The 18,805-nt window shown below is 69.8% G+C and carries 25 protein-coding genes; 20 read left to right on the forward strand and 5 right to left on the reverse strand.

Annotated features, from left to right (window positions below):
* Positions 1 to 93: 93 nt before the first annotated feature.
* From ACQF4J_RS46850 to ACQF4J_RS46870, 5 genes are all read right to left on the reverse strand, one after another.
* Entirely contained in the window at positions 94 to 867 is a 774-nt protein-coding gene (locus ACQF4J_RS46850; RefSeq protein WP_120049518.1) for a TatD family hydrolase, read from the reverse strand.
* Entirely contained in the window at positions 864 to 2,153 is a 1,290-nt protein-coding gene (locus ACQF4J_RS46855) for a 7-cyano-7-deazaguanine synthase (RefSeq protein WP_120049519.1), read from the reverse strand. The genes ACQF4J_RS46850 and ACQF4J_RS46855 overlap by 4 nt, the downstream gene beginning before the upstream one ends.
* On the reverse strand, positions 2,153 to 2,929 hold the full coding sequence (locus ACQF4J_RS46860; protein WP_120049520.1) for a hypothetical protein: 777 nt from the start codon (positions 2,927 to 2,929) through the stop codon (positions 2,153 to 2,155). Before ACQF4J_RS46860 ends, ACQF4J_RS46855 begins: the two co-directional genes overlap by 1 nt.
* A complete protein-coding gene (locus tag ACQF4J_RS46865; RefSeq protein ID WP_217367972.1) occupies positions 2,929 to 4,776 on the reverse strand; it encodes a KAP family P-loop NTPase fold protein in 1,848 nt (615 codons plus the stop codon). The genes ACQF4J_RS46860 and ACQF4J_RS46865 overlap by 1 nt, the downstream gene beginning before the upstream one ends.
* Positions 4,777 to 5,191: 415 nt before the next feature.
* Positions 5,192 to 6,634 carry a hypothetical protein gene (locus ACQF4J_RS46870; protein ID WP_427168760.1) on the reverse strand — a complete coding sequence of 481 codons (1,443 nt, stop codon included), beginning with the start codon at positions 6,632 to 6,634 and terminating at the stop codon, positions 5,192 to 5,194.
* Between the two features lie 556 nt (positions 6,635 to 7,190).
* Here ACQF4J_RS46870 and ACQF4J_RS46875 point away from each other — a divergent pair.
* From ACQF4J_RS46875 to ACQF4J_RS46970, 20 genes are all read left to right on the forward strand, one after another.
* Positions 7,191 to 7,562 (forward strand): hypothetical protein, encoded by a 372-nt coding sequence (locus tag ACQF4J_RS46875; protein ID WP_351584369.1) that lies wholly within the window; start codon positions 7,191 to 7,193, stop codon positions 7,560 to 7,562.
* A 94-nt stretch (positions 7,563 to 7,656) separates the two neighbouring features.
* A complete protein-coding gene (locus tag ACQF4J_RS46880; RefSeq protein WP_427168761.1) occupies positions 7,657 to 8,028 on the forward strand; it encodes a hypothetical protein in 372 nt (123 codons plus the stop codon).
* An 82-nt stretch (positions 8,029 to 8,110) separates the two neighbouring features.
* A complete protein-coding gene (locus ACQF4J_RS46885) occupies positions 8,111 to 8,623 on the forward strand; it encodes a hypothetical protein (RefSeq protein ID WP_427168762.1) in 513 nt (170 codons plus the stop codon).
* 118 nt (positions 8,624 to 8,741) lie between these two features.
* A complete protein-coding gene (locus ACQF4J_RS46890; protein ID WP_427168763.1) occupies positions 8,742 to 9,920 on the forward strand; it encodes a DUF932 domain-containing protein in 1,179 nt (392 codons plus the stop codon).
* A 238-nt stretch (positions 9,921 to 10,158) separates the two neighbouring features.
* Positions 10,159 to 10,647, forward strand: a complete 489-nt coding sequence (locus tag ACQF4J_RS46895) for a hypothetical protein (RefSeq protein WP_427168765.1) — start codon at positions 10,159 to 10,161, stop codon at positions 10,645 to 10,647.
* Complete coding sequence (locus ACQF4J_RS46900) at positions 10,640 to 10,789, forward strand: hypothetical protein (RefSeq protein WP_427168766.1); 150 nt, start codon at positions 10,640 to 10,642, stop codon at positions 10,787 to 10,789. Before ACQF4J_RS46895 ends, ACQF4J_RS46900 begins: the two co-directional genes overlap by 8 nt.
* Complete coding sequence (locus ACQF4J_RS46905) at positions 10,786 to 10,992, forward strand: hypothetical protein (RefSeq protein ID WP_427168767.1); 207 nt, start codon at positions 10,786 to 10,788, stop codon at positions 10,990 to 10,992. The genes ACQF4J_RS46900 and ACQF4J_RS46905 overlap by 4 nt, the downstream gene beginning before the upstream one ends.
* A gap of 115 nt (positions 10,993 to 11,107) precedes the next feature.
* Positions 11,108 to 11,569, forward strand: coding sequence for a hypothetical protein (locus ACQF4J_RS46910; protein WP_427168768.1), 462 nt, complete (start codon positions 11,108 to 11,110; stop codon positions 11,567 to 11,569).
* Entirely contained in the window at positions 11,566 to 11,766 is a 201-nt protein-coding gene (locus tag ACQF4J_RS46915) for a hypothetical protein (RefSeq protein WP_427168769.1), read from the forward strand. The genes ACQF4J_RS46910 and ACQF4J_RS46915 overlap by 4 nt, the downstream gene beginning before the upstream one ends.
* A gap of 10 nt (positions 11,767 to 11,776) precedes the next feature.
* Complete coding sequence (locus ACQF4J_RS46920; RefSeq protein WP_427168770.1) at positions 11,777 to 12,226, forward strand: hypothetical protein; 450 nt, start codon at positions 11,777 to 11,779, stop codon at positions 12,224 to 12,226.
* Between the two features lie 559 nt (positions 12,227 to 12,785).
* Positions 12,786 to 13,130, forward strand: coding sequence for a hypothetical protein (locus ACQF4J_RS46925; protein ID WP_427168771.1), 345 nt, complete (start codon positions 12,786 to 12,788; stop codon positions 13,128 to 13,130).
* Between the two features lie 60 nt (positions 13,131 to 13,190).
* Positions 13,191 to 13,430 carry a hypothetical protein gene (locus ACQF4J_RS46930; RefSeq protein WP_427168772.1) on the forward strand — a complete coding sequence of 80 codons (240 nt, stop codon included), beginning with the start codon at positions 13,191 to 13,193 and terminating at the stop codon, positions 13,428 to 13,430.
* Between the two features lie 59 nt (positions 13,431 to 13,489).
* Positions 13,490 to 13,672, forward strand: coding sequence for a hypothetical protein (locus ACQF4J_RS46935; RefSeq protein WP_427168774.1), 183 nt, complete (start codon positions 13,490 to 13,492; stop codon positions 13,670 to 13,672).
* Between the two features lie 96 nt (positions 13,673 to 13,768).
* Positions 13,769 to 15,238 (forward strand): ParB/RepB/Spo0J family partition protein, encoded by a 1,470-nt coding sequence (locus tag ACQF4J_RS46940; RefSeq protein WP_427168775.1) that lies wholly within the window; start codon positions 13,769 to 13,771, stop codon positions 15,236 to 15,238.
* Positions 15,239 to 15,317: 79 nt separating this feature from the next.
* Entirely contained in the window at positions 15,318 to 15,692 is a 375-nt protein-coding gene (locus ACQF4J_RS46945) for a hypothetical protein (protein WP_427168776.1), read from the forward strand.
* 102 nt (positions 15,693 to 15,794) lie between these two features.
* The gene (locus ACQF4J_RS46950; RefSeq protein WP_427168778.1) at positions 15,795 to 16,130 is read left to right on the forward strand and encodes a hypothetical protein; all 336 of its coding nucleotides are present in this window, start codon (positions 15,795 to 15,797) and stop codon (positions 16,128 to 16,130) included.
* A gap of 160 nt (positions 16,131 to 16,290) precedes the next feature.
* Complete coding sequence (locus tag ACQF4J_RS46955; RefSeq protein ID WP_427168779.1) at positions 16,291 to 16,677, forward strand: hypothetical protein; 387 nt, start codon at positions 16,291 to 16,293, stop codon at positions 16,675 to 16,677.
* 53 nt (positions 16,678 to 16,730) lie between these two features.
* Positions 16,731 to 17,342 carry a cell envelope biogenesis protein OmpA gene (locus ACQF4J_RS46960; RefSeq protein ID WP_427168780.1) on the forward strand — a complete coding sequence of 204 codons (612 nt, stop codon included), beginning with the start codon at positions 16,731 to 16,733 and terminating at the stop codon, positions 17,340 to 17,342.
* A gap of 29 nt (positions 17,343 to 17,371) precedes the next feature.
* Positions 17,372 to 18,265, forward strand: coding sequence for a hypothetical protein (locus tag ACQF4J_RS46965; RefSeq protein ID WP_427168781.1), 894 nt, complete (start codon positions 17,372 to 17,374; stop codon positions 18,263 to 18,265).
* Positions 18,222 to 18,692: a single-stranded DNA-binding protein gene (locus ACQF4J_RS46970; RefSeq protein WP_427168782.1), complete on the forward strand. Its 471-nt coding sequence runs from the start codon at positions 18,222 to 18,224 to the stop codon at positions 18,690 to 18,692. The genes ACQF4J_RS46965 and ACQF4J_RS46970 overlap by 44 nt, the downstream gene beginning before the upstream one ends.
* Positions 18,693 to 18,805 lie beyond the last annotated feature (113 nt).

The following is an 18,805-nucleotide window of genomic DNA, read 5'->3' on the forward strand; positions in this document are numbered from 1 at the left end:
CGGCTCGCTGACGCCCGTACCCATGACGCCGCTCCTCCGGCTCGTCGTGTGACCAAGCCGGAGGAACGAGGCTTCACCAGGCTGATCCGCTCATCACAGCGGGAGTGAGGCGAGATGGGATCGCACGCGTCGGCTGAGCTGAGCTGCGCATCGAGTGTCGCGCACGAGCGTGGCCAGGTTGCGCCACACGATCCGGCGGATGTCCTCGGGGTTCATCTGGTGGTGGCGCGCGAGTGCCTGCTCCACTAGGGCGACGTTGCCGGGGAGCGGTGGTCTGGAGCTGCGGTCTCCGAAGGGGTGGTCAGTCTCGGTCAGGACACGGTCGAGGGGGATGGCTTCCAGCAGCGTGGTGTTGCGTATGGCGGAGGCGTTGAGGGAGAAGTAGCAGCCGAGGCCGACGGCGCGGGCGGTCAGAGCGGGTTCGCCGAGCCACCAGTGGAGGACCATGCCGGGTGCCGGGGACCGTTCGAGTTCGTCCAGCACCTGCGCGCAGGCGGCGTAGCTGTGGATGCTGGCGATGCGCGGGGTGTGGGCGAGCACGGCGAGGACACGGCGGAGGGTGGCCTGCTGGCGGTCCATCGGGATGCGGCTCTTGCCGTCGAGTCCGATCTCGCTGACCAGGGGGGTGCGGTCGATCAGTTGGGTGAAGGTGTCAGGGTCGAAGCCGGTGTGGCTGCGGGCGAGTCCGGGGTGGATCCCGACTCCCCAGATGATCCGCTCGTCATGCCGCTGGACGGCTTGGGCGGCCTCGGCCAGGGAGCGGGTGGCAGCGAAGACGACTGCACCCAAGCCGGCGAGGTCGTCGGCCGGAACGCTGGTGTCGATGTGCGCGTGCATGTCCAGCGGCGGCAGTGCGCTCGTCCTCATGGGTACAGCAGCTCCAGTTCCGCGATGCCCCGCCTGCACAGCTCGTAGGCCTGGCGGGTGGGGTAGTCGGGGGGCAGGTTCAGCGTGGTGATGTCGGCCGGGCGCAGGCCGCGGGCAAGGAAGGTGCGCAGTGACGGTTCGACTGACTTGCCGTGCAGGTAGGTGTTGAGGTTCTCGTCGTGGCGGGCGTGGAGATAGTCGGTCGAGTCGTCGAGGGCGGCCGCGCGGAAGGAAGCCCGGCGCAGCAGGCAGCCGAAGCACACTCCGCAGTGGGTCCGTACGGGGATGCGATGGCTGCGGTGTCCGGTGTGGGCGCAGGAGTGGGTGCTGCTGAGCAGCCGGGCGGCCGGGGCGGGGCCGACCAGTTCGGCGGCCTGGGTGAACATCTCGCCTTTGGTACGGGTGGCGAAGGGGTTGTGGATGACGGCGTGAGCTCCGGCATCGCGGGCGACGGCGGCAAGGGTCTGCAGGAAGAAGGGGTGGGTGGTGCGGGTGGACAAGGCGCCGCGCTGGTCGGCGGTGAGCGGCACGTTGAGGGAGGCGAAGCCGTTCTCCGGGATCCACAGCGGTACCTTCTCCACTGCTGCGGCGGCCAGGCCCAGGGCGAGGAAGAGCAGCGAGCGGGTGCGGGTGGAGTACTCGTTGCGCAGCTTGGCGCCGGTGGGCTGATGGCTTCTGCGGGAGAACCGCAGCGCCTGGTGGTACTGCGGAGGGCCGTCGATGAGGCGGGCGATGCAGGCGGCGATGTCCCGCTGGATCGGCGCGAGGGTGGTGGCGCCGACGTGGGAGAGCAGGAGATGCCGGTCTGGGCCGAGGTCGTGGCGGGAGAGCAGAGCACCGATCGCGGAGTCGGCACCGCCGCTGAGCAGAACGACGCGCCGGACCCCGGGATACGGGGTGTCGCGGACTGTTTCCTGCGGGGGGTCGGCGCGGTGGAAGCGGATCGACCACCGATCGCCGGACAGGAACCCCAGAAGGGCTTCGAGCCGTTCACGAAGCACGTCCCAGCGGGCCGGGGCGTAGACGGGCACGTCCAGTTCGAAGGCGCGTTGGGTCCAGTTTGCGCGGGCGGCACGGCGGGGTGTCGTGCGGTCGGCGGCATAGACGAGGGCGGCCAGGCGCACCAGTTCGATGTTGGGTTCGGGGACGGGACCGAGTGCTCCCAGGCGTGGTCCGAGGGTGGAGACGAAGGAGCCGCCCGGACCGGCAGGCCACCAGAACGGGGTGATGCCGTCGGGCTCGGACGGTGAGATGTCCGCGTCCAGGCGCAGGGTGTAGGCAGGCATCAGGGCTCCATCCAGATGGACCGCATCGCGTCGATGCCCTCTTCGACAGCCCGGGTGATCTCTGCGGTGCTGGGACCGGTGACCGTGAGGGAGGCCCGCTCGGCCAGGACTCGTGCGGTCTCGCGCAGTTGGCGTTCGCCGTCGGCGGTGGCCCAGGCAGGGCGGGTGCCGTCGTTCATCCCTGCTGCGGTCTCCCCGATGACCGCCTCGAAGATGATCAGGGCCAGGGTTTCCCGGACGACGTCCTCGGGGCTTGGCGGTGCGCCGTCGGCACCGGCTTCCAGGACCCATTGGGCCACCTCGCTGGCGACGAAGCGGCGCTCCTGGTCCTCGATGGTGCCGTCGGACAGCGGTCCGCAGGCGGCCTGAACGATCCGGCGGGTCCAGTCGATCGGATCGCTGGCTGCGGCCTGGAGTTCCGCGTAGTTGAGGCCGAGTTCCTGCAGGGCCTGCACGTTGCCGGTGCGGTAGGCGTAGGCCGCGGCAGCCGCGCGGCCCGCGGTGCGGGAGGACTGGGCGATCGTGCGCTGTGCTCCCCCGGCACGGCCTCCTCCGCCGGCGGCGCCTCCCCCGCCCGCTCCGCCGCCGGGACCGTCCGCGTGCCCGCCAGAGGGCCTGAACAGACCGAGGGCAGGCAGCAGCTGGTCCGGACTGAGGGGTTGCGGGGGTGCACCAGGGCCGGAGCCGGCCAGGGCATCAAGCCACTGCGTGACGTTCTGCTGCAGTTGTTTGCTGGCCGGTGTGCCGCTTCCGGTGTAGGAGCCTTTGGTGCCCATCAGGAGTGGCTTCCTGTGCTCAGCGCCATCTCCAGGGCCCGCTTGATCCGGTCCGGGTCGGCCGGGGCGTGGACGTTCCAGTGTTCCAGGACGCTGCGGAAGGCTGGGGTGGCGGCCGGGACGGTCAGGATGGTGGCCGGTTCCAGTTCACTGGCCGGGACGGACTGCAGGAGCCGTGCGGCCCGCTCCGTGGTGGGCGGGTAGGCGGTGGTGATGCGTACGACGCCGCGCACGGCGGCGGTCTGCTCGGCCGGGCGGTCCCGGCCTGCCCGGGCGAGGTACTCGATCAGGCTCAGGGCGTCGTCCTCACCGAGTGCGGCGATGTCGGCGTCGGTCACTCGGCGTTGGTCAAGACGCACCGTGGACAGCAGGTTGGCCGCGATGTCGCGCAGCCTGCCCGGCAGGCCCGTGTCGAGGAGCTGTTCGCCGGAGAACGCTGCCGCCAGGTACAGATACGGGGCCAGGTCCACGGTGGCGAGGCCTGGGGGGAGTTTGGCCCATCGGATCAGTTCGTCGTCGAAGGCCGTCGGCTCGGTCTCCTGTTCCTCGGACACCGAGGCCGGCTCTTCGTCCGAGGGCCCGGCGGCATCGGGGGTGGGGTCGTAGGCGGGCCGGCCGGCGGCTGCTTCCAGTTTGGTCAGGCGTGAGCGCAGTTCACCGCGCGCCAGCCAGCCCAGCACGGTGGTGAACGCGTCAGGCAGGAGCTTCTCCAGCACCATGAGCTTGGCGACGATCTCCGGTTCGAGCACGATGCCGCGATGGTCGGCGATGGACTGCCGTACCCGCAGGTCGTTGAGGAACCGTTTGATGCGGCGGGGGCTGCCGTGCAGCTTCTCGTAGAGGATGGGAGTCATCCGCGAGGCAAAGGCGAGCTCGGCAGAGATGTCGTTGCCGTTCACGGCCGCAGCCAGGTTGTCCAGCAGGCCCTTCTCCCGCCGCAGGCGTACGCAGGCGTCGATGTAGGGGGTGAGGTCTTGATCGGACAGGCGCTGGGAGAGTTGTAGCAGGACGAGGAACGCCTCGGTGTCGAAGCGGCTCAGGGTGGGCAGCGGCACCGTGGTCTGCACGATCTTGTGCAGGTAGAGGCTGGCGGGCTCCTCGGCGTACCGCTCGTGGCCGGCTTGCTGTCCGTTGCCGGGATCGGGGAAGCGCACCCGCAAGGCATCGGCCACCCGGTGCTCGTCTGCGGCGACGACGAACGCCATCTTCGGTACGGCCAGAAACAGCCGGATCGTCTCCAGTGTGTCCACGACCGTGTCGGGCAGGCAGCGGTCGAGGTCGTCGACCAGCACGACCACCCGCCTGAGATGGCCGAGTTCCGGAGACTCCATCAGGGTGCTGAACTCGGTACGGAACTCCTCAAGTCCGCGGGACAGTGGTTCTGTTGCGCCGCTGTCCTGGTTGTCCGGCTCGGTGTTGACCAGGCTGGTGAGGTCGTCGGCGGACGGCAGTTGCAGGGTCAGCGATGTCCTGGCCGCCACCTGCAGGGCCTTCGCCCAGTCGACCCGTTGTCTCAGCCTGCTCAGCAGTGCCCTGGTGCGGCTGGGGGTCTGGCCTGGTTCTTCTCTTCGGGCGAGTTCGGCGGCGACGGCGGCCAGCACCTCACTGATCAGGGTCTCCTTGGCGCCGACGCCGGGGTCGTAGCGCCACGGATCCGTGCTGATCACGAGAACGGTCGCGTCCGTCTCGGGGGGCTGCGGGGCAAGCGCGTCCTCGATCAGGCGCAGCACCGTGGTCTTGCCGCTTCCCCAGGCACCCGAGATACCCACCGTCACCGGGTCGAGTGCGTCGTCGAGCACGGCCTGGACCACGGTCTTGGCCACGGCGTCGAAGGACAGCAGATCCAAGCGTGTCGGCTCATCCGACCACAGCCGTGAAGACTCATCGCTCACACGGTCCCCCCGTCTGCGACCTCTTTGTCGCAGTCGATCTTCGCTCAACCCGCCGCGCACCCGACTGATCTCGGAGCGCAGCGAAAACACACAATAACGCTCGACTCTCCGCCAACAACAGCAACAGCCGCATTCATCGCCGACCAGCCCGCCAGGACACAGACCTTCACGCCGTCCGCAGGTGCATACCGGCGCCCTGACGACCGGCCGGAACTGCCCCCGGGGACAGGCGAACGCGTCGAGCTGCGGGGCGGCAGGTCCTGTCGTGGTCGCCTGGGCGGCGGAGCTTGCCGTGCAGCAGGCGGGCCGGGAGCCGGTGACCGTGCGTCATAAGGCACGCGTCACACATGCGAGGGCAGCGCGCGACGACTTACGGGCGGGCGGAGGCCGGGAGGGTGACGTGCAGCAGGTGGGGGCGCGGGGCCTGGCCGTTGCCGCGGATGTCGGTGAGCAGGTAGACGGTGTCCTCACCGGCGGCGGCCAGGCCGGTGATGTAGGTGGTGTTCGGCAACCGCAGCAGCAGTGTCGAGCGGTGGCTACGGGTATCGACGGCGACGAGGGACTTCTCCATGCCCTGCCCGGTCGGGCCGGCGAGCAGGACGGTGTGCTCGCCGACGGCCAGGGCTGCTTGCGGGGTGAGCGGGGCGGAGTCGGCCCACCGGTCGCTGGGGCAGTGCAGACCCTCCTCAAGGCGGGTCGTGACGTCACACCCGCCGCCTGCCAGGAAGAGGGTGCCGGACCGGGTCAGTGCGGCCTCGTGGACTCCCCCGGCGAAGTCGACCTCATAGGAGGTGCTGTCGGCGAGCGTGTCGCCCAGCCGGGTCAGCGTGTGCCCGCCAAACCCTTGCGCGGTCCGCGGCCCTTGGGTGGTGAACGCCCAGGCGGTGCCGTTCGGGCCGGGCATCAGCCGACCATGGCCCTTCAACCCGCCGCCCACCACGTGCACGTGATCGCCCGTCATCCGAAGGACGGCCTCTTCACTGTGCAGGAGGATGCCGCTGTCAGGCGTCACGAGGGCTGGCCCTTTACAGAAGGCGGGACCCGCAGTCCAGGAGCTGCGGCCCGTTACCGGCTCGACGCACAGCATGCCGGACATCGTCGTCCATAGCAGTCCCCTTCCACCGCTGTACGCGAGACCGCTGATCTCCCCTTCCGCCCAGGCACCGTTGGCGGTCAGCACATGTGTGACTGTGACGCCCGGCTCGGGAATCGCCGGGAATCCGTCGATGCCGTGAGCCGGGGACTGCAGGAATGACGGCGGCGGCCCCACCTCCGGTTCCGGCAGCAGGTCCGCCAACGGCACGTACGAACCGCCACGCCGGCTGGTGACGGCCAGATGCCGGTAGAAGAGAACCTCTGCGCTGATCAGCCCGGACACCATGGCCTCGACATGCGAGCGATCCAGCAACACCACACCCGCATGGAAGTCCGCCCACTTGCGCACCGCTTCGGTGAAGCCGGACATGGACACCAGAACGGGACGGACACCCGGCGGCCGCCCCTCCAGCCTCTCCTTGATCTTCGACCGCGCGCCGGCATCGACCGGTGCGTGCTGCCACTTGGCCTCGAGGATGTAGGGGGTGTAGCCGAGCATGAACGACACATCGGTCTCATCCCGGCCTTCCAGCCCGCGCTGGTCACTGACAACGTCCCGCAGGCCGCCCCAGCGCAGCACCTCGGCCAGGAACGCGTTGAACCGCCGCCCGCGCGCCGCCTCCTGGCCCGGCGCGCACCGGTCCAACTCCTGGTAGGCGGCCATGAGCAGTGTCAGCCGGGCGGGGACCGGAGAGCCGGATACGGCGTGCGCTGTCACGCCGCCGACGCTAGCCGGTCGGACACCCCGCTTGCCGCTACCAGGATTCTCAACACAACTGCTGGTTTCTCATCAGATTTGCGGTACCACAGGTCGAAGCCTGATCGGCCTCAACGAAGCTCCCGGAGCGTCTCTCAGTAATCTGCAGCATCGCAGGTCAAAGCGATCTCTCAACCGCAACACAGATGAGAACGCACAGCGCGGCGGCGGAGCCGACGCGCAGACAGCTCACAGGCCGCCCCGATCCCTGAGGCAGCCGCCCAACCACGCCCCCGCCCCCATTCCTCACCATCCGTCAAGCGGCGCGGAACAAGTGGCAGCAGAGGGGATGTCAGCAGGCGTACCGGGCTGGAAAAGCGTGTGAGCAGGGGTGATGTGGAGGCCGGCCGCCAGGCCGCGCAACCTCCACCGCAACGTCTGACGCAACATCAGGCGCAACATGTAGCGCAACCCGTAGCGCAACGGGGGTTCCATTCGAGCGTCCAAGACACTAATATTTGGGTTGCGGGGGAGGCGACCCCCGCGAACCGCAGAAGTCCAACGAAGGGGAAGACACGTGGAGATCCAGATCTCTGACGGGATCGTCCGCCGGGTGCGCGGCGGTAAGGACGCCCCCATGAACAGCCTGGCAATTCAGGCGCGCACGGTCGCAAACTTCCTGCCCCTGATCTGCCAGAGGGCAAACGCAAGCATCGTGCACGACTCCGACGCGAATTACACGGGAATTCGCTTCGACACCAAGGTGGGCCCCGTGGTGCTGGAAATGCCCACGGGTGACCGTCCCTATCGGCTGGTTCACCAGCTGCCGGAGCCGGATGAGACCGGGCGCACTGAAGTCGAGATGCGCCACTTCCCGCAGATCTACAAGCCGCGCGGAGTTGCGCACATCACGGCTGAATTCCTTAGTTCTCGCGGGTTTCTGAAGTAATCCGCAGAATTCTCCGGGGGAAACAGCCGAAGACTTCGGCTGTTTCCCCCGGGGGGCCGCACACCACGTGATCGGAAAAAGGGGAGAACCGATCATGAAGCTCGTTTCGTGTGTGACCGGCGAGGAAATCCAGGTGGGCCGCACCCTGCGCGTGCAGACGGGTGCAGCAGCCGGGCAGGCGTGGAAGTACGAGAGGATCGCCCCGCGTCCGGACGGAGTGCACCACGTGCACGCGTCGCGTCCCGGAGGGAAGTTGGGGCGGATTCACCGCGAATTCCACCCCGGCGCTTTCGAGTGCGAGATCACGGTAGAGATCACGTGGCGCAAGAGCGTCAGCCACGCGGCCTACCGCACGTCGGCCAAGGTCGATGACTACCTGTTGGCCGGTCTGTTCGCCCTCGTGCCTCTCGCATTCTTCGAGCACTACCACTGGTCCGAACACATCGTGGCCATGTTCGGCCGCTAGGGGAAAAGGCGGAGTGGCTGACCACGGCTCCCAAAGCCGAGGGTGCCCGGGGCGCAGTCCCCGGGCGCCGACTGGAGGGATCATGGAAGAGACGCAGACGATCAGCCCGACTGGCGAGCCGGTGACGCAGGCCGAGGGCGAGCAGGCCGGTTACGCGCTGCGGGAGTTGGCGCGCAGCGTGAGCGCACCGGACGCCTTGGGGGTGTCTGAGGAGCAGTTGGAAGCGGTGGTGCCGTTCTTCGTGCTGGGTTGGGCGATGGGGGTGCGTACGGGGCACACCGCCCCAGCCGTGGCGGGTGTCCCGGTCGACCGCGAGACCGTCACGCGAGCGTTCGCTGAGGTGGTGGCGCGGGTGTCGCCTCCGGCGTACCCCGGGCCCGTGCTGTGGCAGCAGGTCGATTATCACGGCAGCGTGACTCAGCGTCACGGCACGTTGTGGGTGTGCGGGATCCACGCGTACGCCGACCCGTTCGGCGGGGAGCCCGAGATGCGTTACGACCTGTGCGAGATGCGCGGCGCGGTGCCGGTGACGGTGGTCACGGGTGTGCGTCGCATGAGCCTGACGCCGTTGCCGGTTTTCCGCGCCATGGGGTGAGTGTGCTGGTCAGGGGTGGGTTCACACCCGCCCGATAGACACTAATATTGCAGTTGTTCGGGGGGCGGTGGCTCCGCCCCCCGAACCGCAGAAGCCAACAAGAAGGGGAGAACACCGCATGACTCAGCAGTTCGCCGAGCGCGCCACGAACGTGGCCCCCACCAGTGCACGAAACGCCGAACTGGCCGACCTGGTGCGCATCCTGGAGGACCAGAACGAGCGCAAGATGGACGTAGTCGTCTCCGCGTCCGCGCTGCGCTTCCGTGAGGGAAACGTGCACGTCGAGGGCGTGGAGTCTCTGATCACCGAGGATGGTGTCACGGACGTTGACGGCATCTACCGGCCCACCGCCGTGGCCGACGAGGGAATCGCGGACAAGCTCCGTATCCCGCTCGCCTACCTTCGCCGCATGCGCGCCGAGAACGTCCCGCTGCTGGACGAGAACGTGAACGCGTGGCTGCGCGAGGAGCCGAGCCGTAAGTTCATGCTCCGGGCGCTCCGGGGTGACAGCGGCCCCGGCATGCCGCCGGCCGAGGGCGTGGCCCGCGCGCTGCTCAGCGACTCCTACAAGCTGATGGACAACTTCGACATGCTGCTGGCCGCCCTGGACGGGGTGAAGCAGTCCGGCCACCCCACCCGCGTCACGGGGTGCGACCTGACCGACCGGCGCATGTACGTGCGCGTCGAGTCCGAAGCCGTCGCCATCCAGGCGCGCAATTTGCTGCGCGGCTACCGGTCCCCGTTCGACGGGCGCAGCGGCGACGAACTCCCGATGATCTCGGCCGGGTTCGTCATCACCAACAGCGAAGTTGGCTCCGGGGCGTACACCATCACCCCGCGCGCGGTTGTCCAGGTGTGCCGCAACGGTCTGACCGAGACCAAGGACGTCATGCGCGCCGTACACCTCGGAGGCAGGCAGGACGAGGGGGTGGTGTCCTGGTCCGGGCAGACCCAGCGCAAGACGTTGGAGCTGATCACGTCCAAGACCGCCGACGCGGTGCGCCACTTCCTGTCACGGGAGTACGTCGAGGCCAAGGTGCGCCAGGTGGAGGCAGCCGCCGGGAAAGCTCTGGAGGAGCCGACGAAGGTGATCGAGCACGTCACCAAGACGCTCAGCATCGGCGCCGAGGCCAAGGACATGATCCTTGCGCACTTCGTGCGGGGCGGTCAGATGACGGCCGGGGGCGTGATGCAGGCCGTCACGTCGACCGCGCAGACCCTTACGGACGCCGACCAGGCCGCCGCCCTGGAAGCACTCGCCCTGCCCGCCCTGACGGCCGCCGCCGCACACGGCTGACAGACCCCCGTGCGGGCCGGGCGAACTCCCCCAGCCCGGCCCGCACGGGCCCAACCGGCCCCAGAGCGCGGAGCACTCACCACCCCGCGAGGAAGCGCGGAGCGCGCCCGCCCCGCTCTCTGCCGCGTAGCGGCAGCGCGACGCGTCTGCGGAGCAGACCGCGCGCCCAGAAAGACCCCGCCGCGCCACACAGCACGTGCGCCGGTCGCCGGTGCTCACCGCCCCGCAAGGAGTCCTCATGTCTGCACGCCCGGAACTCACCCGCCCCGGAGACGACGCCATCGCAGCCGCCATGAGCCGCACCCTGACCGCCCTTTCCGCCGTGTTCCAGGCACTCGGAGACGGTGAGCACACGCTGAACCTCGTTGCCGAGCGGACCGACAACGCGTTCGTCACGGGCCGAACCGATCTCTCGATCGGCATGGAGCCGCTGCGCCTGGCCGTCCTGGACGAAGACGAGTTCTGTGCCTTTCGCATGCTGCTGGTGTTCGCGCTGGAGGGCAGCACGATGCGTAGCGCCGTCCTGATCGCGACCACGGCCGCCGAGCCGAACCCCCGCGCGTGCGGCTGGTTTGTACGTGACGGGTGGCTGCACCCCATGGACACGGACGGCCTCCAGGCCGCCGTCATTCCGTGTCCCGACGTGGCCGCCGTAGAGCGCGAGGTCTACCCCGCCCCCGTTCTCATCCAGCTCCTCGACTCCGACGAGGAGGCCCCGTATGCCTGAGCTCCCCCGGCCCGATGACGCCGCCACGGCGTCCGCCATGGGCCGCAACCTGCACGCCCCTCCAGACGACGCCGCGCCGCACGTGGTCTGTCACGCCCCCGTACTGCGCCACCCCCACGAGGCCGCGAAGGAGCGCTCATGAGCGACAAACCCGCCCTTACGCCGGACGGCTACTGCACCAACACCAAGCCGGTCCCCGGCACCATCCGGGCCGTCAACGCCAAGAACACCGGCCCGAAGTTCTTCCACCTGCACGGACGCCGCTACGCGGACTGCCCCTGCGGCCGCCGACCCAGCCTGACCGACCGGGGCAACCTCCGCCGACACAAGCCGCCGAAGGAGTAACGCGCGCCACTGGCCGACTGCCGCCCCGCGCCGCGCCCGCACCCTCCCCTTCGGCGAGCGCGAGGTGGCAGCCCCCTCAGCCCACCCCGTCGAGTCCCGAGGGGAGTCGCAGCCCATGACCAGCCCGATCCTGACCATCAACACGCCCGCCGGCCCCGTGCACTCCACCGCCGGCCCCCACCGCTGGGATCAGTTCACCGCTGAACCCGCCTGTCTCGGCCCCCTGAACGCCTTCAAGACCACCACCCCCGACGAGGACCTCCCGCGGCTCGCCCGCGGCCGCACCGGCTACCGCGGCAGCCTGACCCTCTACCGCGACGACACCGACCGCCTCCAGGTCTCGGGATATCCGCTCTCGACCGCCGTTGATCATCCACCGTCGGAGAAGACGGAAGCGATACTCACCGCCGTCCTGCGCAGCTGTGCCGAGCACGTCGCGCAGCGCGCCGCCCCGATCGACTTCGACCCGTGGCAGCCGTCGAACGTGTGGCATGCCGTCCGTGCCGCCCCGCCCCACCAGAGCCCCGTACTGTCTGCCCGGCCCCTGGCCGACCACATCCGGGAACTGAAACCGTGAGCGGCAAGCTTCGGCCGTGGCGCCCGGAGGACTTCGACGACCGGTGCGAGACATGCGGTGCACCCCCAGGCCAGCTCTGCCGCTCCTGGTGCGGCACCGGTTACACCGCCGAGGACGCCCGCCGTGACGCCGAGCTCCGCGACCAGGACGCGAAGAGCCCCGCGCCGACCACGCCCACCAGCCATCCGAAGGAGTGAAAAGGCCGCCATGACAAGCAAGTTGACCACGCAGGCGCAGTTCGACGCCTTCGCCGACGACGTGGCGCGAGAGCTGGGCACGCACTGCCGGACAGCCGACCTCACCGACTACCACCGCGGTTTGGGACGGCTCATCGTCGACGGAGACGGCCGCGCCCTGCGCCTGACCCAGCCCGACGACCGCCACCCGGACCGCCTGAAGATCCACGCCGCCCTGCCGGACGAGACCAAGATGATCGCACCGTCGATCGGGGTCACCGCCCGCAGCGCCCAGCACGTGGCCCGCGAGATCACCCGGCGGCTGTATCCGCTGCACGCCGAGGCCGCGCAGCAGGCCGCCGAGCTCACCGCCCGTCAGCAGGCGGAGGAGAGCTGCCGCCGCGCCGTCGCCGAAGCCGTGGCCGGCGCACTCCCCGGAGCCCGCATCAAGGAGCAGTGCCGGCGTACCCGGATCATCTGACAGCACGACACCAGGCCACCCGGCGGGCACGGCCCCGTCCAGGTCGACAGCGTCACCGTGCTCGTTGGCGCGTCCGGCGGAGGGGTACAAGCCGAAGCGTCAGGGCGCCCCAGCTCCGTGATAGCCATGCTGGCCGCGTTCGCCCAGGCCTCACGGGAGTAAGAAGCGCAGATCAACGGACCGGGCGTCACCGGGGAGCAGCGCGACGCGCTGCTCGACGGCACGCTGGAGGCCTACGGCGTCGGCGTCCTGCGCGCCTCGCCCCTCCGCACCGCCAGCGCGGGCAGTTCCAGGTCGACACCGCCACCTTCACCTGGGGCCTGATCGCTCCGTCGGGCCTGGAAGGCATCTACACCAGGGCGGCGCCGAAGTCCCTGGCCGCTTACGCACCGCAGCTCTGACCTGCACGCGGACACTGCGTGCCTCCTCGTTTGCGCAGGTCAGGGGTGGGTTCACACTCCCCCGACTTACACTAATATTAGTTGTAAGACGGGGGGCGCCCCCCGCTTCATTCACCAGGTGCCGGTCCCCTTCCCCCCTCCAGCCCTCAGGAGTTGCCATGCTTCGAACGCTGCGCCGCGCCCTGCGACCGGCACGTCTCCGCACTCCCGCCCGCCGGTTCTCCGCCGGGATCGCGGAACTGCCGCCCACCGCGCGCGAGGCGCTCGGCACCGAAATCACGGCCGGGGAGGCCATCGCCTACAACCGCGTCCGTGTCGCCACCGCGACCGCCGTCGCCCTCTACCGCAGCGGATACGCGCTGCCGATGACCGATGACGACCTGGACGACGCGGTGCTCGCCCTGGACTTCCCCCACTCGGCCCCGAGCGCGGAGACCCGCGCGTCCATCCGTGCCGCGCTCGCCGTCCTGGACGCCGACTACACCGTCACCGTCACCCGCTGACCAGCCGCCCGCCCCGGCCGTGGGCCGCCCCGACCAGGCGGCCCACACGGAAGGAGCCCGATGTTCCTCGTCGCGCCCGACCCCGCTCACGGACTCGTCGCCGCGCCGCGGTCCTCCGACGACCTCAATTCCGCCACCGAACAGTCCCTTGCCGCCCAGGAGTTCGTCTGGAACGACGAGATCGAGGCGTACACCCGCGAGGCCGATCACGGCCCCGCGGCCATGGATGACACCGCCGGCATGCTGCGCGATCTGGGCCACTACGCCTTTTCCTCCTACAGGCCGCTACCCAGGAGGTGACCGCCGCCCGGCCGGCCTCCACCGCCGCATCCCGCCTCGCGCACAGAGGGAGTTCCGCCATGCCCCGGCGCCGCACACAGCCGCAGCAGTCCGTCCGGTACGCCGCTACTGAGCACGACGGACGTCACCAGGTCGTGGACCAGCTCCACGGGTATGCCCTCAGCAGCCACGCCACCCACGCGGCCGCCGAGGACGTGGTACGCGAGCTGACCGTCAGCCCGACGGCCGCGATCGAGGCCTAGCACTCACCACAGAAAACACTAATATTGCATTTGAAGCGAGGGGGCGACACCCCAACCGCCCCAATTCGCCGAACAGGCAAGGAGAAGGAGAGCCCCATGGCCACCGCCGTCTCGACCCAGCCCACCGAACCCATCACACCCGAGGAGGAAGACGCGCCGCAGATCGTCCTGCTCGACCCGGCGCAGGTGGTGCGCGACGAGCAGAACGCCCGCGAAACCGATACCGAACCTGACGATGAGCTGATCGCCTCCGTCAAGGAGATCGGTGTCGAAGAGACCATCAGCGTCCGGCCCCGGCCCGACGGCACGTACGGCGCATTCAAGGGCTGGCGGCGCGCGCAGGCACAGAAGATCGCCAACGACACCGCCCAACAGGAGGGCCGCCCGGTACGCAGGATCAAGGCGCACGTGCGGGACGACCTGGTCGGCCGGGACGGCTGGACCCGGTTCCTGTCCCTGGTCGAGAACAAGCACCGCGAGGGGATGAGCGAGCGCGACATCCTGAGGTCGCAGGAGCTGTCCCTGATCGACATGAGCGACGTCGAACGGCGCCAGGCCACCAGGGCTCTCGGCGTCGGCCGCAACGCCGCCAAGCATGCCAAGGCGGCGCAGAAGCTCGACGACGCCACCCTCCGCCGGGCAACGGCCGGAGGCATGGACCTGGAGCAGACCGCACAGCTCGCCGAAGTCGAGCACGTGCCCGGCGCGGAGCGCCGTCTGCTGCACGCGCTGAAGCGCGACCACGAGGAGGGCAACGGCGGGCGCGGCCACTGGGACCAGGAGATGGCACTGCTCAAGGCCGAGCAGGCCGACGCCGACGCCCGGACGAAGGCCGAGGAGGACCTCAAGAAGGCAAACATCCCGCTGCTGGGGCGGCCCAGCTGGGGGCAGAAGGACACGTCCAAACCGCTGGCCGAGCTGACCACCGGGCTGGGCAACCCGCTCACCGAGGACAACCACAAGAACTGCCCCGGCCACAGTGCCCGGCTCGACGACGAGCACCAGCCCGTGTGGCATTGCTCCGACCCGGCCGCGCACGGTCACAAGGTCCGTCCGCAGCCGAAGAAGCCCAGGACGCAGGAGGACGAGCAGCGGGCGGAGGAGCGCCGCAAGGTCATCGCCTGCAACCGGGCGTGGAAGGCCGCCGCCGGTCCCCGCCAGGACTTCGTCGCCCGGCTCGTGCGCCAGAAGACTCTGCCGGATGCCGCCCGCGTCTTCGCGCAGGAGATCGTGCTCACCGTCCCGTACTTCTACAGCTCCTGGACCGACAAGCACGAGTCCGAGACCGTCGCCCGCTTTCTGGGCGTCCAGGAGCCTGAGCACGCGGACCTGACAGAGACAGCGGTGCAGCTGCCCAAGGCACGCGTCGTCAACGCGCTGTTCGCGCACGTCGCCGCCGCCTGCGAGCACGACATCCGCGAGCCCAAGACGTGGGCGAACCTCAACGCGCGGCAGGCCCGCTACCTGCTGCTCCTCGAAGCGCTCGGCCAGGACGACAACGGCAGCTACCGGCTGTCCGAGGTCGAGGACGAGGCGGTCGCCCGCCACCGGCCCGACACCGCCTGACCGAACCTCCCCGCAAGCCCCGGCCGGGCCCGGTGCCCGGCCGGTTCCCCACCCCCGCGTCACAGAGAGGCGAACCAGCATGACCGTCACCATGGACGAAGTCCTCGACTTCATAGGCAACCTCCCGAATGCGATCCAGGTCGCGCAGATCCAGGAGGCCTCCGCACTGCGGCTCAGCGCGATCGACAAGCAGGCGTCCGCCGGACTCGTCGCCGGTCGCCGGGCCCGCATCCACGAGTCGCTGCGCCCGGCCCTGCTGCGCGGTCTCACCGGCACCGTGCAGAAGCGCAACCGCACCGGCAGCCGCGCAGGCTTCCTGCTGGACGAGGAGTCCACCCGCATCCTGCGCCGCGACCCGCGCAACACCAAGTACCGCATCCCCGAGGACACCAAGCGCTTCCGCATCCCGGGCAGCGGCATCCCCGTCTCCTGCCTGGACGAGATCGACGACTGACGGGCCCCGCGCGGCGCCGCCCCAGCAACGAGGCAGCGCCCGCACTCCGACCGATCAACCGGCCGGACGCCTCCCAGTCCGGTCCACACGTGAAAGACCGTCATGACCGACCAGCAACAGGCCCCGTCCCCTGACCCGGACGGCGAGGCCCCCGACCGCCCCCTGACCCTCGCCGTGCTGCGCCATCTGGTCCGCGAGGACTGGAAGGGCTTGCCCGGAGACACGCTCGTCGTACTGTCCCGGGACGCCGAGGGGAACCTGTTCTCCCCGTTCTCCACCTACAGCCACTCGCGGTACGCACCAACCCTCAGCGAGCTCGTCGGCGACATCTTCCCGCTGCCGGAGCAGCTCAAGGCGGACCCGTCCTTGCGCGCGCTGTACGGGGACAGCATCCCCGACACCGCCCTCCCCGCGCTGGTGCTCTACCCACTCGGCTGAGCGAACGCCTGCGGGCGGAGCGCCCCGCCGGCCGCCCCGCCCGCAGGCCGTCAACTCCCCCTTTCCCGAGGCCTCTTCCGGGCCACGCTCCTCACGAAAGCGACCTGTCACCGCCATGTCCGCCCCACCACAAGCCCTCCGGGAAGGACCGCAGGACCCGGTGCTGGTGATCAGCGACAGCACCGACGACGATCCGGTCGGCCTGCGGTCAAGCCCGGTTCCCCGCCTGCACCTGCCGTCGCCGTTGTTCAGCGCCGCGGAGTACCAGCGCGCTCCGCTCGTGCTCCTGGACGACCGCAGCCACACCGCCTTCACGCTCCGCCACATGCCGCGCCGCCCAGGGCTGGTCATCGTCCTGGTCGACCCCCACGACGGCACCATCTACCCCCGTGCCGCCGCCATCGGCGCAGAGGCCGTCATCCGGGCCGGAGACAACCTCAACTGGCTGCACCTGCGCCTGCACGACGCGACCAGCTGCCGCTACGCCCACTGGGAAGCGCTCCTGGCCGGCGGCCCCGCCGGCCCTCCTCCACCGGCCAGCAGCTGACATCCGGCAGCCGAGGCCCCACGGCACTCCTCCGATCCGAAGGATCTCAACCCATGCACGCGATACCCCAACGCTGTGCCCACCGGCCGCTGTCGGGCGGGCTGATGGTGCCGTACGTCACCCTGATCCACGACGGTCACGCCGCCTTCGGTGTCCTCGACGCCGACAAGACCATCAACGCCTTCCTCCGGCGCCTGTGCCAGATCTGCGAACACCCGCTGGACGAGCGGTGCTTCCTGCTGGTGCGCCCGGCCGACGTCGGCAAGGGCTGCTCCCCGGAACCGGCGCTGCACCCCGAGTGCCTGCCGTACACCGCCGAGCACTGCCCGATGCTCAACGGCACTCGCACGCACTACCGTCGCAGCCCGGTGCTGGCCAGCCACCCCGCCGGACGGCCCTGCTCCGATCCGCCCTGCCTGTGCCTGTCCCGCACCACGGACGAGGGGCACGCCGCCCGAATCGGCAGCCCCGCCGACCGGTACGAGGCCTGGATGATCCACACCCGGAACTACCAGTTGGTCTCACTGCCCGACCGGCCCGATGTGCCCTCCGGCATCAGTCTCGACGTCCCCGTCCTGCGCCGACGCGTGCTGCGCACCGCGACCCTCACCCCTGACCAGCAACACCCGATGGACCTCTTCAACGGCCTCTGGAACGGGGCCTGACCGCCCGTTCCGCACGGAAGGAAACCGCCATGCCGATCAAACCGGACCCGGCCACGCCCGCAGGCGGGGCCATCAACGATCTGGCCGACCTGATGGACGGCCTCCAGGAGCGCACCGGCGAATGGGCAGGGGCGGACGCCGTCGGCATCCTCAAAGCGTGGCTGAGCCGCTTCAGCTTCGCCGTCGAGGAGAACCTCACCCCGCAGGTGACAGGCCGCGCGTGGGTGCTGCGCCAGTGGGATCGGCACGGTGACGATGTCACGCTCTGGTCCGACGAGGCCTCCGCGCTTGCATCGCTGGCCCAGCACGTGCGCAGCGTCTGGGACGATGTGGCGGGCGAGGACGGCATCCCCTTCCGTCCGCCCGCCGACGACCGGACGGCCGTGGATCTCTTCTACGGGTCGAGGGAGGACATCGAGGGCTACACGCTGTGCGACGCTGACATCTCCCGCTGCGTGCTCGCGCCCCGAAACCCCAGCCTCTCGGACGCCGAGGAGTGCGCGGAGGCGCACAGCGCGGCGGTCTTCCACGCGATGCGGGGGCCTGACGACGAGGGCCTGCCCTGCATGGAGATCGCGGGCATCCTCGTGTTCGCCTACCTCGACGCCGACCGGGAGGCCGTACGGGTCTCCGTCCATCTGGACACCACCGACGAGCAGTTGGTCCGGGCTGACGGCACGGTCCCGATGCAGGTGGAGATCGAGACTGCCACAGTCTTCGACAACCTCACCCCGACGCCGGCCCCGGCGGAGTTGGCCGGGTGGAAGGCCTGGATCCGTCGGCTCGCCCGCCCCACCGCGCCCTCCGGCAGCGGGCAGCGCCGACAGGGGGTTGACCCTACACCTAAAGACACTATTATTTATAATAGGAGGCGTTCGCATGACCCCGTCCGTCACGCACGTGACCGGCACCATCACCGGTGATGTGGAAGTCCGATTCACTCAAGGCGGCATCGCCGTCTGCCGGTTCCGCCTTACCGAGACCCCCACACAGTGGGACGCCGCCGCCCAGAAGTGGCGTGACCTGGAGCCGATTCCCTACATCTGCACCGCCTGGCGGGACCTCGCCAGCAATGCCGCCGAATCGCTCGTCGACGGGGTCAACGTCCTGGTCAAAGGCCGTGTCACCGGAGTCAAGGACAACTCCATCTATCTGAGCGTCGGCGACCTCGGCATCAGCCTGCGCAAGCGCATCGCCTACACCGAGACCAGCCTGCCCAGCCCGATCGCCGCCCGCCCGGTCACCGCGCCCCCGGCGCCTCAGCCCGCGCCAGCCTCCCGCCCGGCCCCCGGGCGACCGGGCAGCCCACCCGCCTGGTGGGAGCAGAGGCGGGCCTCCAACTGGTCCTAGCCCGGCCACTTCCACCGCAGCCGTCGACGGCACTCCCCTTCCCGTCTGCCCTGGCCGCATCCCCCCTTCACCCTCCCCGCGCGGCACCAGTTCGCCTGCCGGTGCCGCGCCCT

It is taken from the genome of Streptomyces sp. C1-1 (assembly GCF_050214755.1).
Taxonomy (GTDB): Bacteria; Actinomycetota; Actinomycetes; order Streptomycetales; family Streptomycetaceae; genus Streptomyces.

Excerpts from the sequence above, each read along its gene's own strand:
- ACQF4J_RS46910 (WP_427168768.1), top strand. The coding sequence starts at position 11,108 with ATGACCAGCCCGATCCTGACCATCAACACGCCCGCCGGCCCCGTGCAC.
- ACQF4J_RS46960 (WP_427168780.1), top strand. The coding sequence starts at position 16,731 with ATGCACGCGATACCCCAACGCTGTGCCCACCGGCCGCTGTCGGGCGGG.
- ACQF4J_RS46935 (WP_427168774.1), top strand. The coding sequence starts at position 13,490 with ATGCCCCGGCGCCGCACACAGCCGCAGCAGTCCGTCCGGTACGCCGCT.
- ACQF4J_RS46855 (WP_120049519.1), bottom strand. The coding sequence starts at position 2,153 with ATGCCTGCCTACACCCTGCGCCTGGACGCGGACATCTCACCGTCCGAG.
- ACQF4J_RS46895 (WP_427168765.1), top strand. The coding sequence starts at position 10,159 with ATGTCTGCACGCCCGGAACTCACCCGCCCCGGAGACGACGCCATCGCA.
- ACQF4J_RS46945 (WP_427168776.1), top strand. The coding sequence starts at position 15,318 with ATGACCGTCACCATGGACGAAGTCCTCGACTTCATAGGCAACCTCCCG.
- ACQF4J_RS46860 (WP_120049520.1), bottom strand. The coding sequence starts at position 2,929 with ATGGGCACCAAAGGCTCCTACACCGGAAGCGGCACACCGGCCAGCAAA.
- ACQF4J_RS46950 (WP_427168778.1), top strand. The coding sequence starts at position 15,795 with ATGACCGACCAGCAACAGGCCCCGTCCCCTGACCCGGACGGCGAGGCC.
- ACQF4J_RS46925 (WP_427168771.1), top strand. The coding sequence starts at position 12,786 with ATGCTTCGAACGCTGCGCCGCGCCCTGCGACCGGCACGTCTCCGCACT.
- ACQF4J_RS46965 (WP_427168781.1), top strand. The coding sequence starts at position 17,372 with ATGCCGATCAAACCGGACCCGGCCACGCCCGCAGGCGGGGCCATCAAC.
- ACQF4J_RS46970 (WP_427168782.1), top strand. The coding sequence starts at position 18,222 with ATGACCCCGTCCGTCACGCACGTGACCGGCACCATCACCGGTGATGTG.
- ACQF4J_RS46885 (WP_427168762.1), top strand. The coding sequence starts at position 8,111 with ATGGAAGAGACGCAGACGATCAGCCCGACTGGCGAGCCGGTGACGCAG.
- ACQF4J_RS46940 (WP_427168775.1), top strand. The coding sequence starts at position 13,769 with ATGGCCACCGCCGTCTCGACCCAGCCCACCGAACCCATCACACCCGAG.
- ACQF4J_RS46920 (WP_427168770.1), top strand. The coding sequence starts at position 11,777 with ATGACAAGCAAGTTGACCACGCAGGCGCAGTTCGACGCCTTCGCCGAC.
- ACQF4J_RS46880 (WP_427168761.1), top strand. The coding sequence starts at position 7,657 with ATGAAGCTCGTTTCGTGTGTGACCGGCGAGGAAATCCAGGTGGGCCGC.
- ACQF4J_RS46930 (WP_427168772.1), top strand. The coding sequence starts at position 13,191 with ATGTTCCTCGTCGCGCCCGACCCCGCTCACGGACTCGTCGCCGCGCCG.
- ACQF4J_RS46905 (WP_427168767.1), top strand. The coding sequence starts at position 10,786 with ATGAGCGACAAACCCGCCCTTACGCCGGACGGCTACTGCACCAACACC.
- ACQF4J_RS46850 (WP_120049518.1), bottom strand. The coding sequence starts at position 867 with ATGAGGACGAGCGCACTGCCGCCGCTGGACATGCACGCGCACATCGAC.
- ACQF4J_RS46890 (WP_427168763.1), top strand. The coding sequence starts at position 8,742 with ATGACTCAGCAGTTCGCCGAGCGCGCCACGAACGTGGCCCCCACCAGT.
- ACQF4J_RS46900 (WP_427168766.1), top strand. The coding sequence starts at position 10,640 with ATGCCTGAGCTCCCCCGGCCCGATGACGCCGCCACGGCGTCCGCCATG.